A 16,100-nucleotide genomic window follows, 5' to 3' on the forward strand; every position below is an offset into this window, starting at 1 on the left:
CCGGAAATACGATCAGATTGAAAGCCGCGCCGCGTGCGATCCACGCTCGCGGTAGGGCGTTGTGTCATAATGGGCGCGGTAACATTTGGAGAAATGCGACGGTGAGGCAAAACCGCAGGCCAGCGCCACGTTGATCACGCTCATATCGGTCTGCATCAACAGGTTACGCGCTTTTTGTAGCCGCAATTCCATATAATACCGCTTCGGGCTGCGGTTCAAATAGCGCCGGAACAGCCGCTCTAGCTGGCGGGTCGACATGCCGACATCGCGGGCCAGCACCGAAGGGCTGATCGGCTCTTCGATATGGCTTTCCATCATCTGGATCACTTGGCTAAGCTTGGGGTGGCGCACCCCGATACGGGTGGGTACCGACAGGCGCTGTGTATCCTGATCGGTGCGGATCGAGGAATAGATTAACTGATCCGCAACCGCATTCGCCATGTCCTCGCCCAGATCATCGGCAATAAGTTTAAGCATCAAATCAATTGACGAAGTGCCGCCCGCCGTGGTCAGCCGGTTGCCATCCACCACAAAGACCGATTTTGTCAGGTTAACTTCCTGAAATTCCTCGGCAAAACTGTCCTGATTTTCCCAGTGGATGGTGGCTTTCTTGCCATCCAGCAACCCCGCTTTGGCCAGAGTATAGGCGGCTGTGCACAGCCCCCCGACCATCAAACCCTTGCGGGCCTCACGGCGCAGCCAACCGAGCAACTTTTTGGTTGTTGCCGCCTGAACGTCGATCCCGCCGCAAACCACCAGCACATCATCGCGCAGCAGATCGCCCAGATCACCGTCCATGGCAAAGGCAGCACCTGAGGAGCTGGCAACGGTCGCGCCGCCTTCGCCGACAATCTGCCAGGAATAGGCCTGACGCTCGGCCATGCGGTTAGCGATACGCAAACATTCAACGGCCGAGGCAAAGCTCAGCAGCGTGAAATTTTCGAGCAGGACGAAAACGAAACGACGCGGTTTGTCTGGGTTCTGCGCAATGCGGGTGGCCGGGCGTTGTTCAGACATCGCGGCAACTTTCTGTTAGAGAATTTCGTGTCAAAAGTGCCTGCGGCGACAAGACTTGTCTTAAACCTTGCCCACGGCGGCTCCGCAACGTCAAGGGGGCGAATTTCGGTTCTGGTCACTCTGCCCGTGCTTTTGTATAGCAGGGGTTCACGATCGCGCCCCAATTCGGGTGCCGAAGACAGGAGAGATAATCATGACGCAATGGAGCAAATCAAGCTGGCGCAATAAACCGCGTGTGCAGATGCCCGATTATCCGGATGCGGCGGCCTTGCAAGAGGTCGAAGCCCAACTGTCACGATATCCACTTTTGGTTTTTGCAGGCGAAGCGCGCCGGTTGAAAAAGCATCTTGGTGCGGCCAGCCGTGGCGAGGCGTTCTTGCTGCAAGGTGGCGATTGCGCCGAAAGCTTCGAGCAGTTTTCCTCCGACCAGATCCGTGACACCTTTAAAGTGATGTTGCAAATGGCAATTGTGCTGACCCACGGTGCCAAAGTGCCGGTGATCAAGCTGGGTCGGATGGCAGGCCAGTTCGCCAAGCCGCGTTCCGCTCCGACTGAGGTTGTCGACGGGGTCGAATTGCCAAGTTACCGTGGTGACATCGTCAACGAGCTTGCCTTTACCTCGAAGGCCCGTATTCCCGATCCGGCCAAGATGCTGCGCGCCTATACGCAAGCCGCCGCGACGCTGAACCTGATCCGCGCCTTTTCCACTGGCGGCTATGCCGATGTGCATCAGGTGCACGGCTGGACGTTGGGCTTTACCGATGGCCAGAACGCCGAGAAGTACCGCGAGATTGCGAACCGGATTTCCGACACGCTGGATTTCATGGCCGCTGCCGGTGTCACTTCCGAAACCGCACATACGCTGCAATCGGTTGAATTCTACACCAGTCACGAGGCGCTGTTGCTGGAGTATGAAGAGGCGCTGTGCCGTCAGGACAGCACTTCGGGCAAATGGCTGGCGGGGTCGGGCCATATGGTCTGGATCGGCGACCGCACGCGGCAACCCGATGGCGCACATGTGGAATTTGCCAAAGGCGTGATGAATCCGATTGGTCTTAAGTGCGGCCCGACGATGACGACGGATGACCTCAAAAAGCTGATGGCGACCTTGAACCCTGAAAACGAGGCGGGCCGCTTAACCTTGATCGCCCGTTTTGGTGCGGGGGCGGTGGGGGAACACTTGCCGCGCCTCATTAAGGCCGTCGAAGAACAGGGCGCGAACGTGGTTTGGACCTGTGATGCGATGCACGGCAACACGATCAAGTCGTCTACCGGCTATAAAACGCGGCCCTTCGACTCTGTGCTGCGCGAGGTGCGTGAATTCTTTGGTGTCCATGCCGCCGAAGGCACTGTGCCGGGTGGCGTACACTTCGAAATGACAGGGCAGGATGTGACCGAATGTACCGGTGGCGTGCGCGCGGTCAGCGAAGAGGACCTTTCGGATCGCTATCACACTGCGTGCGATCCGCGCCTAAACGCCAGCCAGTCGCTGGAATTGGCGTTCTTGGTGGCCGAAGAACTGTCTGCACGCCGCAGCGAGAAAGCGGTTCAAGCGGCAGGCTGAATGGTTGAATAGAACTGTGCGGGGCGGGCGTCCCGCACAGTTACCAAATGCCCTCTGGGGCTGAGTTCGGGAGCGTTCTAGCGGCCTGAAGTTTTCGCAGCTAGAAATCAGCTGTTTAAATCCTGAACTGCTTAATCGTCGGATTTGACCAGACGCAAATAGGGTGAGCGCGATTTGGTCTCTTGCGCAGCAAAGTCAGCGCGCGGGGCTTCAAACCCTCGCGTCAGAACGGCATGGCTTGGTTCGCGCTGGAGCGCTTCTTTTTCTGGCGCCAGGTTCAGAACTTCGCGCGGATGCTTGACCGGGGTCAGCTGCATTTTTCGGATGTCGAAGCGGCGTGGCGCAATGCCGATATCGCCCTTGGTGACGAAACACCCCAAAGCCCGGCTTGCATCGCCAAGATCGCTTAACAGCGGCAGGATCAACATCCGGCCTTCAATCTCGGGCGTGCCGTCGCCGCCTTTCGAGACGAGATCGAGCATCATCGAGCAGGGGGTCTGGAAAATGTCTTCAAGGGCCTGCGCGACCTGCGTCCGCGCGTCATTTTCAAGAAACGCGGTGACCGACATGCCGCGCACTTCCATGTCCAAAAGTTCGCTCAGATGGCTGCCCGCGACCCGCAGACGCGCGTGGCCGGGCGCGACTCGCTCAAGGATGAAGGCGTTCGCAAGCGCCTGTTCGATCCCTCGAGGGTCGATATCTGACCTTTTGGGTAGGAGGCGATCACCGCGCAGCGCTTCCCAATAGGCCTCGACCTGAGCGATCGCGACATAGCCGTTATCTCTCTGTTTTTGTGCCATTGTCGTCGTACTTTGAACCTTTGTAACCAGCATGTTTGAAACCTCTATTACCGGGTTGCGAAGTCTTTCTGACCTGCGCGTCCGAGCAATAGCTGCTCCTGTTCACCTGTCAGAGATCTCCGCAGCGCCCTCACGCCACAATCTTTACAATGCAAACATATCTCATTCGTATAGGATTGCCTGAGCTTTTGATACCTTTGGTTAACCAACACACGTGTTGGTAGAGGTGCTATAGGCCGAGGGCTTGCCCCCCTGACCGGATTTGCCATAGTGCAGGGCAACAGCGGTTCCTAGAGGCAGTGCCATGATCAAATCGATGACCGGATTTTCCTCTGCCAGCGGTGCCGCGGCGCCCTTTAACTGGAGCTGGGAAATCCGCAGCGTTAATGGCAAGGGACTGGACCTACGCTTGCGGGTGCCCGACTGGATCGAGGGCTTGGAGGCCGCGTTACGCAAAAAGCTTTCGGCGGTGGCGGTTCGGGGCAATGTCACCTGCAATCTGCGACTGACCCGCGAGGAAGGCGGCGCCGCGCTGGAGGTGAATACCCGCCAGTTGGAAGTTGTTTTGGCTGCGTTGCACCAGATCGAAGAACGCGCGATGGAGGCGGGGATATCGCTCGCCCCGTCCAAGGCCACCGATATCGTGACCATGCGCGGCGTATTGGAACAGGTGCAGGTAACCGACGACACGGCAGATTTGCTCGCCAACCTTCTGGCCGATGTAGAGCCCGTGGTCGTGGCATTCGACCAGATGCGTGCTCAGGAAGGCGCGGCATTGGCAGAGGTTCTGGCCGCGCAAATTAACGAAGTCGAGCGCCTGACTGCCGAAGCCGCAGGCAGCCTCGAGAACCGCAAGGACGACATGGCAGCAGCCCTGCGCCGCAACCTCGCCAAAGTCATGGACAGCGCCAGCGGTGTCGAACCTGACCGCGTCGTACAGGAACTGGCGATGATCGCGGTGAAATCAGACATCACCGAGGAGTTGGACCGGCTGACCGCCCATATCGCTGCTGCGCGTTCCTTGCTGGACGCAGGCGGGGCCGTGGGCCGCAAGCTCGATTTTCTGATGCAGGAGTTCAATCGTGAGGCTAATACCATGTGTTCAAAAGCCCAAAACACCGACCTGACAAACATCGGACTAGCGCTGAAGGCAGTAATCGACCAAATGCGCGAACAGGTGCAGAATGTGGAGTAACTTATGAGCGACCGTCGCGGTCTTTTGATCATCCTCAGCTCGCCCTCGGGTGCGGGTAAATCAACTTTGGCCAAGCGGCTGCGCGACTGGGACCCGTCGTTGCAGTTTTCGGTCTCGTCCACGACGCGCAAGCCCCGCGCCGGCGAGGTTGACGCGCAGGATTATTACTTTGTCAGCGAAGACCGCTTCCGCACCATGGTGAACGAGGGCGGTATGTTAGAGCATGCTCGGGTTTTCGGCAATTACTATGGCTCGCCCCGCGCACCTGTGCAGGCAGCCATCGATGCAGGCCGCGACGTATTGTTCGATGTAGATTGGCAAGGTGCGCAGCAAATCAGCAACTCGGCCCTCAAACAGTATGTCCTGTCGATCTTTATCCTGCCACCTTCGATCAATGAATTGCGCCGCAGGTTGATATCGCGCGATCAGGATGATGCCGCGACCATCGCCAGCCGGATGGAAGCAAGCTGGGACGAGATCAGCCATTGGGACGGTTATGATTACGTGCTGGTGAACGACGACCTTGACCAGACAGAGGCGCGGCTCAAGGCGATCATCACCGCCGAGCGTTTGCGCCTGTCGCAGCAACCTAAACTTGTGGACCACGTCCGCGCCCTGCAAAGTGAATTCGAGGATGAGACATGACCCTTTATGCCCTTGGTAACGACCGCCCCGACGTAGATGCTGATGCCTGGGTGGCACCGGATGCGAATGTGATCGGCAACGTGGTGCTGGCGGCAGCATCCTCGGTCTGGTTTGGCGCCACGCTGCGCGGCGATAACGAGCGGATCACCGTGGGGCGCGGCAGCAACGTGCAGGAAAACTGTGTTTTCCATACCGATATGGGCTTTCCTCTGACCATCGGCGCGGGCTGCACCATCGGCCACAAGGTCATGCTGCACGGCTGCACCATTGGCGATAACAGCCTGATCGGCATGGGGGCGACCATTTTGAATGGTGCCAAGATTGGCAAGAATTGTTTGATCGGGGCAGGGGCGTTGATTACCGAAAACAAGGTAATCCCTGATGGATCGCTGGTCATGGGCGCACCGGGCAAGGTGGTGCGAGAGCTCGATGCGGATGCGATCCAGAAGCTGGCAGCAAGCGCAGAGCATTACAGTGAAAACGCCGCCCGTTTCCGCCGCGACCTGACGCCGCTTTAGCTCCATGCCCGATATGCCGCCGCTATTGGCCGAACTGGTCGCGACATTGCCGCTGCCGACGCTGGCGATTGACCATAGTGAACGGATCGTAGCGCTGAACCCGCTGGCCCAGGACCTGTTGGGTAAGGGCGTTGTCGGGCAGCATTTCATTACCGTGTTGCGCCAACCCACTTTGGTGGATGCGGTAGAGCAATGTTTGGCCGACCGGATGCCGCGTAAGGCGCCGTTTCTTTCCAGCACAGGCAGCGGCGACATTACCTATGAAGTGGCGCTGCAAAAGATTGCGGGCACGGGCACAGTCATCCTGAGCTTTCAGGATGTGACCCATCTGGCGCAGGCGGGTCAGATGCGGCGCGATTTCGTCGCCAACGTCAGCCATGAGTTACGCACGCCACTGACCTCTCTGATGGGATTTATTGAAACCCTGCGGGGCCCTGCGCGCGATGACGCCGCCGCGCGGGAAAGGTTCCTCGGGATCATGACCGGAGAGGCGGAGCGGATGAACCGTTTGGTCGGCGATCTGTTGTCTCTGAGCCGTGTGGAAGCACAAGAACGGGTACGCCCGACAGCGAAAGTGGACCTGCGCAACGTTTTGCATACCACGCTGCGCAATTTGACCCCATTGGCCGACGATAATGGCGTGGTACTGCATCATGACCGCGGCGACCTGCCCTTGATGATCCGTGGCGATAGCGACCAGTTGCTGCAAGTTTTCACTAACCTCATTGAAAACGCGATCAAATATGGCGGCAGCGGCCAAAGCGTTGAGGTCACCGCCACCACCAGCGACCGCGATCCAGCACTGCGGGCGCCAGCGGTGCGTATCGTGGTGCGTGATAATGGCGCGGGTATTGATCCGCTGCATCTGCCGCGCCTGACCGAGCGATTCTACCGTGCCGACAGCCACCGCAGCAGGGCTTTGGGTGGCACGGGGCTTGGGCTGGCGATCGTGAAGCACATCCTGAACCGCCATCGCGGCCGGATGAAAATTACCTCCGAACTGGGGAAAGGGGCGGAGTTTTGCGTGATTCTGCCACTGGATACGGACACAGCGTAAGATAGCGCAGGGGTCGGACCCCAGAAAACTGGAAAAATCGCGAAATTCTGCCAAACTCTGACTGCTGTCATGAAACTGTAACGTGTCTGTCACAAAACACCAACGTGGCCCCAGTAAACGGGCAGCAAGATCACCATGGGGGTGATTGTTAAGAAGCTGACAGGAGACACCATGTCTTTCACAAAACTCGCAACCTCCGCGCTGGCCATTGCCGCCGTATCCGCGACTGCCGCTGCCGCCCGTGACCAAGTGCAGGTTGCCGGATCTTCGACCGTGCTGCCCTATGCCTCCATCGTTGCCGAAGCCTTTGGCGAAAATTTCGATTTTCCAACACCGGTTGTTGAATCCGGTGGCTCATCGGCGGGGCTCAAGCGGTTCTGCGAAGGCGTGGGCGAAAACACCATCGACGTGGCCAACGCCAGCCGCAAAATCAAAGAGAAAGAGCTTGCCGCCTGCGCTGAAAATGGCGTGACGGACATCATCGAAGTGCAAATCGGCTATGACGGGATCGTCTTTGCCTCCGACATCAACGGCAATACATTCGAGTTCACCCCCGAAGACTGGTTCACCGCACTCAGCGATATGGTCGTTGTTGACGGCGAGTTGGTGAAGAACCCTTATACCGCGTGGAACGAGGTTAACGCCGACTTCCCCGCACAAGATATTCAGGCCTTCATTCCCGGCACCAAGCACGGCACCCGTGAAGTCTTTGAAGAAAAGGTGATTTTGGCCGGATGTGAAGCGACCGGTGCGATGGAAAAGCTGAAGGAAGCCAATGGCGGCGACGAGAAAGCCGCTGAAAAGGCCTGCATCACGCTGCGCGCAGATGGCAAATCCGTCGACATTGACGGCGACTATACCGAAACGCTGGCCCGTATCGAAAGCAACAAAGACGGCATCGGCGTCTTCGGCCTCGCGTTTTATGAAAACAACACCGACAAGCTGCAGGTTGCCACGATGAGCGGCGTCGTCCCCTCGACCGAGACGATCTCCAGCGGGGATTATCCTGTCTCACGTCCGCTGTTCTTTTACGTCAAGAAAGCCCACATCGGCGTAATCCCCGGCCTGAAAGAATATGCCGAGTTCTTTGTCGCGGACGAGATCGCAGGCCCCGATGGCCCGCTTGCCGAATACGGTCTGGTGTCTGATCCCGAACTGGCGGCAACGCAGGCGATTGTGGCCGACGAAAACGCCATGGGCGGCGGGTCCTGAACCGCGCCTGATACCTAAGACAGCGCGGGGGCACTCAACTGCCTCCGCGCTTATGCCTTTGAGGCACCACGACCAGCCGCGCCAAAAGCGGATAGATTTTCGGGGGATATGTGGGCGATCTTCTCAACAGCGGCTCAGCGACGGTGCTGGCCCTTATCATTTTAGGTCTCGCGGCGCTGGGGTTTGCCCTGACCCGCCGACGGACCGTGGTGTCGGTGCAGGGCGATACCCGCCGTTTGCACTCTCTGCCAGCCTATTACGGTTATAACGCAGCGATGCTGATCGCGGTGCCCTCCCTGATGGTCATCGCAGTGTGGTTGCTGGTGCAGCCGGTACTAGTGCAAAACGCGGTAATCGAATTAATCCCGGAAGAGGTTGTGGCCGAAGGCTCCTCCGTAGGGCTGGTGATGAGCGATGTGCGCCGTGTGGCCGAAGGGTTGGACAGCGCGGTGGCCCAAGGTGCGATGACCGTGCAGGAGGCCGCGTCGCTTGATGCTGGCGCGACCGATGTGCGCGCACAACTGGCCGAGATCGGCGTGGCGCTTGGCGCAGACGTACAGGGGCCGGTGCTGGCCGCTGCGCAACGCTACCGCACTATGACCGCGACCGGACGGCTGGCGATGATGGTGACGGCGCTGGCGCTGGCGCTCGCCGGATTTGCCTATGCCTTTAGCCGCACCAACGCCGATTTTCGCGCCCGCAACACTGTCGAAGCAGGCATCAAGGCGCTGCTGATCCTCGCAGCTTCGCTCGCGGTCCTCACGACCGTGGGGATTGTGCTGTCGATGCTGTTTGAATCGATCAACTTTTTTCGCCTGCACGATTGGAAAGATTTCTTTCTCGGCCGCAGTTGGGCCCCAAATTTCCGTGGCGATAGCGATCTGTCGATCCTGCCACTGCTCTGGGGCACGCTCTATATTTCGATCATCGCGCTGGCGGTGGCCGTGCCGATTGGTCTGTTCGCAGCGATCTACCTGAGTGAATATGCCAGCAGCACGGTGCGCAGCTTTGCCAAACCGCTGCTGGAAATCCTAGCAGGCATCCCGACCATTGTTTACGGTCTGTTTGCCTTGCTGACAGTGGGGCCGTTCCTCGTGAAGATTTTTGGTCGCGGCGAAGATGGCCTGCTCGGCGTTGACTGGATGAGCGGTGCGACCTCCGTGCTGACGGCGGGGCTGGTGATGGGAATTATGTTAATCCCGTTTGTGTCGTCGCTGTCAGATGACATCATCAACGCTGTGCCGCAATCGCTGCGTGACGGGTCATTCGGCTTGGGCGCGACCCATTCCGAGACGATCCGCCAAGTGGTGTTGCCAGCGGCCCTTCCAGGCATCGTCGGGGCGGTCTTGCTTGCGGCCTCGCGTGCCATTGGTGAGACAATGATCGTCGTGCTGGGGGCAGGGGCCATCGCCCGCATTTCGGGCAACCCGTTGGAGGCGATGACCACCATCACCACCCGCATCGTCAGCCAGCTGACCGGCGATACCGACTTTGCTTCGCCCGAAACGCTTGTGGCTTTTGCTCTGGGGCTGACGCTCTTTGTACTCACGCTGGGACTGAACGTGCTGGCGCTTTATATCGTGCGTAAATACCGGGAGCAGTACGAATGACCGAGATGCCCAAATCCAAAGGATCGCTGCTGGTTCAGGACGCGCGCACTAAACAGCGCAACAACAGCGAGAGCCGCTTCAAGCTTTACGGGATCGCCGCGATCAGCGTCGGTTTGTTGATGTTGATGATTTTGCTTTTCACCATCATCAGCCGTGGCGCGGGCGCGTTCCAGCAGACCTATCTGACACTACCCGTGCAATTGCTTGCGGATAAGCTGGATAAAAACGGCAATCGTAACCTCGACGAGATCAAAAAGGTCTCCACCTTTGGCTACGCACCACTGATGAGTGCTGCGCTGGAGGCGAAGGTAGCCGAGGTGGGAATTGAAACGACACTCAAGCCCAAGGCGATGGCGGATATTCTGTCCAAGGATGCCGCTGCACAGCTGCGCAACTTTGTGCTCGCCAAACCCGAGACGATCGGCACCAGCCTTGAGTTCAAATTCCTTACCAACAGTCGTGTAGATGGTTATCTCAAGGGCCGTGTGACCCGCGCAAGCATCGCAAATGACAAGAACATCAACGCAGAACAGCTTGATCTTGTTGATGCTTTGATTGCCGATGGGAGCTTGGGAAAACAGTTTAACCTCGATTTCATTACCGGATCTGATGCCTCGGACGCGCGGCCAGAAGCTGCCGGTATGGGTGTGGCGATGGTCGGTTCGTTCTTCATGATGCTGGTGGTTCTGGCACTGGCACTGCCCATCGGCGTGGCGGCTTCGATCTATCTGGAGGAATTCGCGCCGAAGAACTGGATCACCGATATCATCGAAGTGAATATCTCCAACCTTGCAGCGGTACCGTCAATTGTATTTGGTATCCTAGGCTTAGCGGTGTTTATTAACTATATGCATCTGCCCAACTCCGCGCCATTGGTCGGTGGTTTGGTACTGACCTTAATGACGCTGCCGACGATCATCATCTCGACCCGCGCCTCCCTGAAATCGGTGCCGCCATCTATCCGCGATGCGGCACTGGGGGTAGGGGCCTCAAAAATGCAATCGGTGTTCCACCATGTTTTGCCTCTCGCTGCGCCGGGTATTCTCACGGGCACAATCATCGGGCTGGCGCAGGCCTTGGGTGAAACTGCGCCCTTGCTGTTGATCGGTATGGTGGGGTTCATTGCCTCTAATCCGCCTGATAGTATCGCATCAGGGCTGATGTCGCCAAACTCGGCGATGCCAGCGCAGATCTATGAATGGGCGAAACGCGCCGACCCGGCGTTCTATGAGCGCGCCTGGGGCGGTATTATCATCTTGCTGGTGTTCCTTATCACAATGAACGCTATCGCTGTGTTGTTGCGCCGTCGGTTCGAGAGACGCTGGTAATGAAGGATCACAACACTATGAAAGACAACGTAATTTCGGAGTATGACGTGACCCCATTACCGATCAAAATCGCTGCCCGTGACGTGCAGGTCTACTACGGTGACACCCACGCTCTCAAGGACGTGTCGGTGGATATCGAAGACAAGACGGTGACCGCCTTCATCGGCCCATCCGGCTGCGGAAAATCTACTTTTCTTCGTTGTATCAACAGGATGAACGACACAATTGATATCGCCCGTGTGACTGGAGATATCCGCATTGATGGTGAGGACATCTATGACAAGCGGGTGGATCCGGTGCAGCTCCGCGCCAAGGTGGGGATGGTGTTTCAAAAGCCGAACCCGTTCCCGAAGTCAATCTATGATAACGTCGCTTATGGCCCCCGCATCCACGGCATGGCCCGCAACAAGGCGGAGCTGGACGACATCGTGGAACGCGCCCTGAAACGTGCCGCTCTCTGGAATGAGGTCAAAGACCGCTTGCAGGCGCCCGGCACGGGCCTTTCGGGCGGGCAGCAACAGCGGTTGTGTATTGCGCGCGCCGTGGCGACCGAGCCTGAAGTGTTGCTGATGGACGAGCCGTGCTCTGCGCTTGATCCGATTGCCACAGCGCAGGTCGAAGAGTTGATCGATGAGCTGCGCGAAAACTTTTCGGTCGTGATCGTCACACACTCGATGCAGCAGGCGGCGCGGGTCAGCCAGAAAACCGCGTTCTTCCACCTTGGGCATCTGGTTGAGTTCGGGGATACCGACAAGATTTTCACAACACCCGAAGACCCGCGCACAGAAAGCTATATCACAGGCCGGATTGGATAAAATTATGTCAAATCAACACATTGCGTCCGCTTTTGACCGCGACCTCGAGGCCGTGCAGGCACAAATCCTCAAGATGGGCGGGCTCGTCGAAGACGCCATCCGCCTCAGCGCCCAATCGCTCGATACCCGCGACGAAGAACTTGCCGATCAAGTGCGCAAAGCTGACAAGGCCATCGATGCGCTGGAAGAGCAGATCAACGAACGTGCTGCGCGGATCATCGCCTTGCGCGCGCCCACAGCGATTGACCTGCGGCTGATCCTCAGCGTGATCAAGATCAGCGCCAATCTTGAGCGAATTGGTGATTACTCTAAAAACATGGCCAAACGCACTGGTGTGTTGTCGCAGATGGCGCCGGTCAGCGACGGCTCAGGAGCAATCCGGCGGATGGCGAAGGCGGTTGAGGGCATGCTGAAAGACGCGCTCGACGCCTATATCCAGCGCGATGCCGAACTGGCCTTGGACGTGATCAGCCGCGACGAGGACGTCGACCAGATGTACAACGCATTGTTTCGCGAATTTCTGACCTTCATGATGGAGGACCCGCGCAATATAACCGCCTGTATGCACCTGCATTTCATCGCCAAGAATGTCGAGCGTATGGGCGATCATGTGACGTCAATCGCCGAACAGGTTGTTTATCTTGTGACGGGTATGCATCCGGACGAAGCCCGACCTAAGGCGGATAAAACATCCGTGGTCTCAAAGGCTTGAAGAACATGTCTGTCACACAGCCACAGGTTTTGCTGGTCGAGGACGAGCCTGCGCAACGCGAGGTGCTAGCCTACAATCTGGAGGCCGAAGGCTTTGCCGTGCGGCGTGCGGAGAACGGTGAAGAAGCCTTGTTGCTTGTTGCTGAGGCGCGTCCGGATCTGGTGATCCTCGACTGGATGATGCCATTGATGAGCGGCATCGAAGTTTGTCGCCAGCTTAAAACCCGCGACGAAACCCGCGATATTCCGATCATCATGCTGTCGGCACGCTCCGAAGAAGTTGACACCATTCGAGGCTTGGAAACCGGTGCCGATGATTACGTGATCAAACCGTATTCGCTCCGCGAGCTGATGGCGCGGGTTCGCACACAGCTGCGCCGGTCGCGGCCAGCCGCAGCAGGCGACGCGTTGAGCTTTGAGGACATCACGCTCGATCCCGAGCGCCACAGGGTCAGTCGCAATGCACATGAGCTAAAGCTGGGGCCAACCGAGTACCGCTTGCTGGTGACTTTGCTGGAGAAACCCGGTCGTGTGTTCAGCCGTGACCAGCTTTTGGATCATGTCTGGGGTCGCGATATCTATGTCGATACGCGTACAGTCGATGTGCATATCGCGCGGTTGCGCAAAGCCTTAACGCAATTTGGTGGAAGCGATCCAATCCGCACTGTGCGTGGTGCAGGCTACGCCTTGGGTTGAAAGGAAATACGGCGTGAAAAGCGATCCAATGCAACTCATAAAGTTACATAATAAGCATTATCAGTATTGCAGTAGTATGTTTGGCTGACCCCTCTATGTTCTGAAACAGCCATGAAATAGCGCCGCGCTCAACTTCACCATCTCTGGACAGCAGTGCTATCACCGCGCTAACTATGGGCAACCAACGAAAGTTTGCCCCATGAAGTCTGTGTTGATCCTCAACGGCCCCAATCTCAACCTGTTGGGCACCCGCCAACCTGAGATTTACGGCACGACGACCTTGAAGGATGTCGAGGACCTTTGCCATGCGCATGGTTCGGCCCTGGGGTTTGAGATCACCTGCGCGCAGAGCAACCACGAAGGTGTTCTCATCGACCAAATTCACGAAGCAAAGGCCCGCCACAGCGCGATTATTCTGAACGCTGGCGCCTATACCCACACTTCTATCGCGCTGGCCGACGCGATCGCTTCGGTGGAACTGCCTGTCGTCGAAGTCCATTTGAGCAATATTCACGCGCGCGAAGAGTTTCGGCATAAGTCGTTTGTTGCGGCTGTCGCTGTCGGGCAAATTTGCGGTTTTGGGGCCAAAGGCTACGTGATGGCACTGGATGCGCTTGCGGATCGACTGCTGAAAATCTGAACCTCACTGCCGCGAAGTCAGCGCGCATGATGGTACCTCCTGATTGACGCCGTGGGTCGTTTTTCGACCCTGTTGGCCATCCGAATAGTCACGGATGAGATCTCAATCAGACGTTAACTTACTGAATTTGGTAAATAAAAAAGGCGGCGCCATATGGCGCCGCCCTTAAACTTCACACAGATGTGCAAATTAGCCTTTGGCAGCTTTCGCAACTTCTGCGGCGAAGTCTTCCTTGACGACTTCGATGCCTTCGCCGACTTCAAGACGCACAAAACCGGTGATGGTGGCGCCGATTTCTTTAGCAGCGGCACCAACGGTCAGGTCAGGATTGACGACGAACGCTTGGTTCAGCAGCGTCACTTCGGACATGTACTTGTTCATCCGGCCAACGATCATCTTTTCGATCACGGCTTCGGGCTTGCCGCTTTCGCGTGCAATATCCATCTGAACCTGCTTTTCTTTTTCGACCACGGCTGGGTCCAGATCGGCTTCGGAAAGCGACGCCGGGTTCACAGCAGCGATGTGCATCGCAACCTGTTTGCCAAACGCTTCGTCGCCACCGTTCATCGCGACCAGAACACCGATTTTGCCCATGCCAGGTGCGGCAGCGTTGTGCACATAGGACACAACGGTGTCACCGTCGAGCGACGCCATGCGGCGAACCGACATGTTTTCGCCGATCACGGCAACCGCATCTGTCACGGTCTGCTCAACGGACTTGCCGTTCAGATCAGCGGCTTTGAGAGCGTCCAGATCGTCAGCTTTCAATGCCGCACCAGCGATGCCGGACACCATTTTTTGGAAATCAGAGTTCTTGCCGACGAAGTCTGTCTCGGAGTTCACTTCGACTGCAACACCGTGGCCGCCGTTGACCATCACGGCCACGAGACCTTCGGCGGCGGTACGACCGGACTTCTTCGCTGCCTTGGCCAGACCTTTGGTCCGCAGCCAATCAACGGCGGCGTCCATGTTGCCGTCATTTTCGGTTAGCGCCTTCTTGGCGTCCATCATGCCTGCGCCGGTAGAGTCGCGCAGTTCTTTGACCATGGATGCTGTGATTGCCATCTCTTGGTTCTCCTTTGGGATGCGTATGTCGGGCCATTGCCCGCGTCAGGAAAGGAGGCACCCGGTGCCCCGCTTCGATGAAATACGGGGCAGGTCTACCCTGCCCCGTGTGTCAGTGCCGTGTCGAAGTTCAGCCTTCGGCTTTGGCAACAGTCTCTTTTTTGGATTCGATATCGAGCGGCGCGTCCTTGGACATTGCGTCGTTCGAAACAGTCTCGGTGGAGGCGGCGCCAACTTCAACACCATCGGATTCGGCCAGAGCCTCTTCCTGTGGGGCGTCGGTCATCGCGCCGATATCAACGCCTGCAGCGCCAAGCTGGGCCGACATGCCGTCCAGTGCCGCACGGGCAGCCAGATCGCAGTAAAGCGAGATCGCACGGGCCGCATCGTCGTTACCCGGGATGATGTAGTCTACGCCATCGGGTGAGCAGTTGGTGTCAACCACGGCCACAACTGGAATGCCCAGTTTGTTGGCTTCGGCCACGGCCAGCTGTTCTTTTTTCACGTCGATGACGAAGATCAGGTCAGGACGGCCGCCCATTTCGCGGATACCGCCTAAGGAAGCTTCAAGTTTGCCCTGGTCACGTTCCATGCCCAGACGCTCTTTCTTGGTCATGCCACCAAAGCCAAGCTCGGACTGTTCGTCGATGTGCTTGAGGCGCTGGATGGACTTGGACACGGTCTGCCAGTTGGTCAGTGTGCCGCCGAGCCAGCGGTGGTTCATGTAATACTGTGCGCATTTCTCTGCGGCTTCGGCGATCGGCTGGGCTGCCTGACGCTTTGTACCGACGAAGAGAACGCTGCCGCCTTTGGCGACGGTGTCACGGATAACTTTCAGCGCTTCGTCCAGCAAAGGAACGGTCTGCGTGAGGTCCATGATGTGGATGCCGTTGCGCGCGCCGTAGATATACGGACCCATACGTGGGTTCCAACGCTGCGTCTGGTGGCCGAAGTGTACGCCTGCTTCAAGCAATTGGCGCATGGAAAACTCTGGAAGAGCCATGGTGGTTTACCTTTCCGGTTTAGCCTCATCGGGGGTATGACACCACTATGGTGCCAACCGGCGGACGATCCGGGATTTCTCCCCGAATGGCCCAACCCCGACTGCGGGTTCAAGTGACGCGCGTATAGGCCAGTGCTGCCCGTGGTGCAAGGGTCAATTGCCCTCATGCGCGATCCGTAGGCCGGCGCGCCATTGCCGGTGGTACTCTGTGGGGCATGGACAAG

General features: G+C 57.8%; 16 protein-coding genes. 12 read left to right on the forward strand and 4 right to left on the reverse strand.

Features of this window, described 5'->3' with window-relative positions; all coding sequences use genetic code 11:
• Positions 1–12: 12 nt before the first annotated feature.
• A complete protein-coding gene (locus BM174_RS18065) occupies positions 13–1,017 on the reverse strand; it encodes a GlxA family transcriptional regulator (RefSeq protein ID WP_093925245.1) in 1,005 nt (334 codons plus the stop codon).
• A 193-nt stretch (positions 1,018–1,210) separates the two neighbouring features.
• Between BM174_RS18065 and BM174_RS18070 the strand changes: the two genes are divergently transcribed.
• Entirely contained in the window at positions 1,211–2,581 is a 1,371-nt protein-coding gene (locus tag BM174_RS18070) for a class II 3-deoxy-7-phosphoheptulonate synthase (RefSeq protein WP_093925246.1), read from the forward strand.
• A gap of 131 nt (positions 2,582–2,712) precedes the next feature.
• On the opposite strand, the gene BM174_RS18075 is transcribed toward BM174_RS18070, so the two are convergent.
• Complete coding sequence (locus BM174_RS18075) at positions 2,713–3,414, reverse strand: PAS domain-containing protein (RefSeq protein ID WP_093925247.1); 702 nt, start codon at positions 3,412–3,414, stop codon at positions 2,713–2,715.
• Between the two features lie 271 nt (positions 3,415–3,685).
• Here BM174_RS18075 and BM174_RS18080 point away from each other — a divergent pair, with 271 nt between their 5' ends.
• The 11 genes from BM174_RS18080 (at position 3,686) to aroQ (ending at position 13,808) form a co-directional block, all read left to right on the forward strand.
• Positions 3,686–4,576, forward strand: a complete 891-nt coding sequence (locus tag BM174_RS18080; protein WP_093925248.1) for a YicC/YloC family endoribonuclease — start codon at positions 3,686–3,688, stop codon at positions 4,574–4,576.
• A gap of 3 nt (positions 4,577–4,579) precedes the next feature.
• On the forward strand, positions 4,580–5,221 hold the full coding sequence (gene gmk / locus BM174_RS18085) for a guanylate kinase (RefSeq protein WP_093925249.1): 642 nt from the start codon (positions 4,580–4,582) through the stop codon (positions 5,219–5,221).
• Positions 5,218–5,739 carry a gamma carbonic anhydrase family protein gene (locus BM174_RS18090; RefSeq protein ID WP_093925250.1) on the forward strand — a complete coding sequence of 174 codons (522 nt, stop codon included), beginning with the start codon at positions 5,218–5,220 and terminating at the stop codon, positions 5,737–5,739. Before gmk ends, BM174_RS18090 begins: the two co-directional genes overlap by 4 nt.
• Before the next feature lie 13 nt (positions 5,740–5,752).
• Positions 5,753–6,796, forward strand: a complete 1,044-nt coding sequence (locus tag BM174_RS18095; protein WP_425442392.1) for a sensor histidine kinase — start codon at positions 5,753–5,755, stop codon at positions 6,794–6,796.
• Positions 6,797–6,967: 171 nt separating this feature from the next.
• Positions 6,968–8,008, forward strand: a complete 1,041-nt coding sequence (locus BM174_RS18100; protein ID WP_093925252.1) for a substrate-binding domain-containing protein — start codon at positions 6,968–6,970, stop codon at positions 8,006–8,008.
• A 110-nt stretch (positions 8,009–8,118) separates the two neighbouring features.
• Positions 8,119–9,618 carry a phosphate ABC transporter permease subunit PstC gene (pstC, locus tag BM174_RS18105; protein WP_245766442.1) on the forward strand — a complete coding sequence of 500 codons (1,500 nt, stop codon included), beginning with the start codon at positions 8,119–8,121 and terminating at the stop codon, positions 9,616–9,618.
• Positions 9,619–9,623: 5 nt separating this feature from the next.
• The gene (gene pstA / locus BM174_RS18110) at positions 9,624–10,946 is read left to right on the forward strand and encodes a phosphate ABC transporter permease PstA (protein WP_425442393.1); all 1,323 of its coding nucleotides are present in this window, start codon (positions 9,624–9,626) and stop codon (positions 10,944–10,946) included.
• A 17-nt stretch (positions 10,947–10,963) separates the two neighbouring features.
• Positions 10,964–11,761 (forward strand): phosphate ABC transporter ATP-binding protein PstB, encoded by a 798-nt coding sequence (pstB, locus tag BM174_RS18115; RefSeq protein WP_093925254.1) that lies wholly within the window; start codon positions 10,964–10,966, stop codon positions 11,759–11,761.
• A 4-nt stretch (positions 11,762–11,765) separates the two neighbouring features.
• Positions 11,766–12,473 carry a phosphate signaling complex protein PhoU gene (gene phoU, locus BM174_RS18120; RefSeq protein WP_093925255.1) on the forward strand — a complete coding sequence of 236 codons (708 nt, stop codon included), beginning with the start codon at positions 11,766–11,768 and terminating at the stop codon, positions 12,471–12,473.
• Between the two features lie 5 nt (positions 12,474–12,478).
• Entirely contained in the window at positions 12,479–13,168 is a 690-nt protein-coding gene (gene phoB, locus BM174_RS18125) for a phosphate regulon transcriptional regulator PhoB (protein ID WP_093925256.1), read from the forward strand.
• A gap of 199 nt (positions 13,169–13,367) precedes the next feature.
• Positions 13,368–13,808 (forward strand): type II 3-dehydroquinate dehydratase, encoded by a 441-nt coding sequence (gene aroQ, locus BM174_RS18130; protein ID WP_093925257.1) that lies wholly within the window; start codon positions 13,368–13,370, stop codon positions 13,806–13,808.
• Between the two features lie 189 nt (positions 13,809–13,997).
• Here aroQ and tsf read toward each other — a convergent pair whose 3' ends face one another.
• Together tsf and rpsB are read right to left on the reverse strand one after the other, a co-directional pair.
• Positions 13,998–14,873: a translation elongation factor Ts gene (gene tsf / locus BM174_RS18135; protein WP_093925258.1), complete on the reverse strand. Its 876-nt coding sequence runs from the start codon at positions 14,871–14,873 to the stop codon at positions 13,998–14,000.
• A 130-nt stretch (positions 14,874–15,003) separates the two neighbouring features.
• Positions 15,004–15,876 carry a 30S ribosomal protein S2 gene (gene rpsB / locus BM174_RS18140; protein WP_093925259.1) on the reverse strand — a complete coding sequence of 291 codons (873 nt, stop codon included), beginning with the start codon at positions 15,874–15,876 and terminating at the stop codon, positions 15,004–15,006.
• Between the last annotated feature and the right edge of the window lie 224 nt (positions 15,877–16,100).

The sequence above is a fragment of the Sulfitobacter brevis genome, from assembly GCF_900112755.1.
Taxonomy (GTDB): domain Bacteria; phylum Pseudomonadota; class Alphaproteobacteria; order Rhodobacterales; family Rhodobacteraceae; genus Sulfitobacter; species Sulfitobacter brevis.

What these genes read in the sequence shown, in the direction of transcription:
- BM174_RS18065 (WP_093925245.1), bottom strand. Translation starts at nt 1,017, where the DNA reads ATGTCTGAACAACGCCCGGCCACCCGCATTGCGCAGAACCCAGACAAA.
- BM174_RS18070 (WP_093925246.1), top strand. Translation starts at nt 1,211, where the DNA reads ATGACGCAATGGAGCAAATCAAGCTGGCGCAATAAACCGCGTGTGCAG.
- BM174_RS18075 (WP_093925247.1), bottom strand. Translation starts at nt 3,414, where the DNA reads ATGCTGGTTACAAAGGTTCAAAGTACGACGACAATGGCACAAAAACAG.
- BM174_RS18080 (WP_093925248.1), top strand. Translation starts at nt 3,686, where the DNA reads ATGATCAAATCGATGACCGGATTTTCCTCTGCCAGCGGTGCCGCGGCG.
- gmk (WP_093925249.1), top strand. Translation starts at nt 4,580, where the DNA reads ATGAGCGACCGTCGCGGTCTTTTGATCATCCTCAGCTCGCCCTCGGGT.
- BM174_RS18090 (WP_093925250.1), top strand. Translation starts at nt 5,218, where the DNA reads ATGACCCTTTATGCCCTTGGTAACGACCGCCCCGACGTAGATGCTGAT.
- BM174_RS18095 (WP_425442392.1), top strand. Translation starts at nt 5,753, where the DNA reads ATGCCGCCGCTATTGGCCGAACTGGTCGCGACATTGCCGCTGCCGACG.
- BM174_RS18100 (WP_093925252.1), top strand. Translation starts at nt 6,968, where the DNA reads ATGTCTTTCACAAAACTCGCAACCTCCGCGCTGGCCATTGCCGCCGTA.
- pstA (WP_425442393.1), top strand. Translation starts at nt 9,624, where the DNA reads ATGCCCAAATCCAAAGGATCGCTGCTGGTTCAGGACGCGCGCACTAAA.
- pstB (WP_093925254.1), top strand. Translation starts at nt 10,964, where the DNA reads ATGAAAGACAACGTAATTTCGGAGTATGACGTGACCCCATTACCGATC.
- phoU (WP_093925255.1), top strand. Translation starts at nt 11,766, where the DNA reads ATGTCAAATCAACACATTGCGTCCGCTTTTGACCGCGACCTCGAGGCC.
- phoB (WP_093925256.1), top strand. Translation starts at nt 12,479, where the DNA reads ATGTCTGTCACACAGCCACAGGTTTTGCTGGTCGAGGACGAGCCTGCG.
- aroQ (WP_093925257.1), top strand. Translation starts at nt 13,368, where the DNA reads ATGAAGTCTGTGTTGATCCTCAACGGCCCCAATCTCAACCTGTTGGGC.
- tsf (WP_093925258.1), bottom strand. Translation starts at nt 14,873, where the DNA reads ATGGCAATCACAGCATCCATGGTCAAAGAACTGCGCGACTCTACCGGC.
- rpsB (WP_093925259.1), bottom strand. Translation starts at nt 15,876, where the DNA reads ATGGCTCTTCCAGAGTTTTCCATGCGCCAATTGCTTGAAGCAGGCGTA.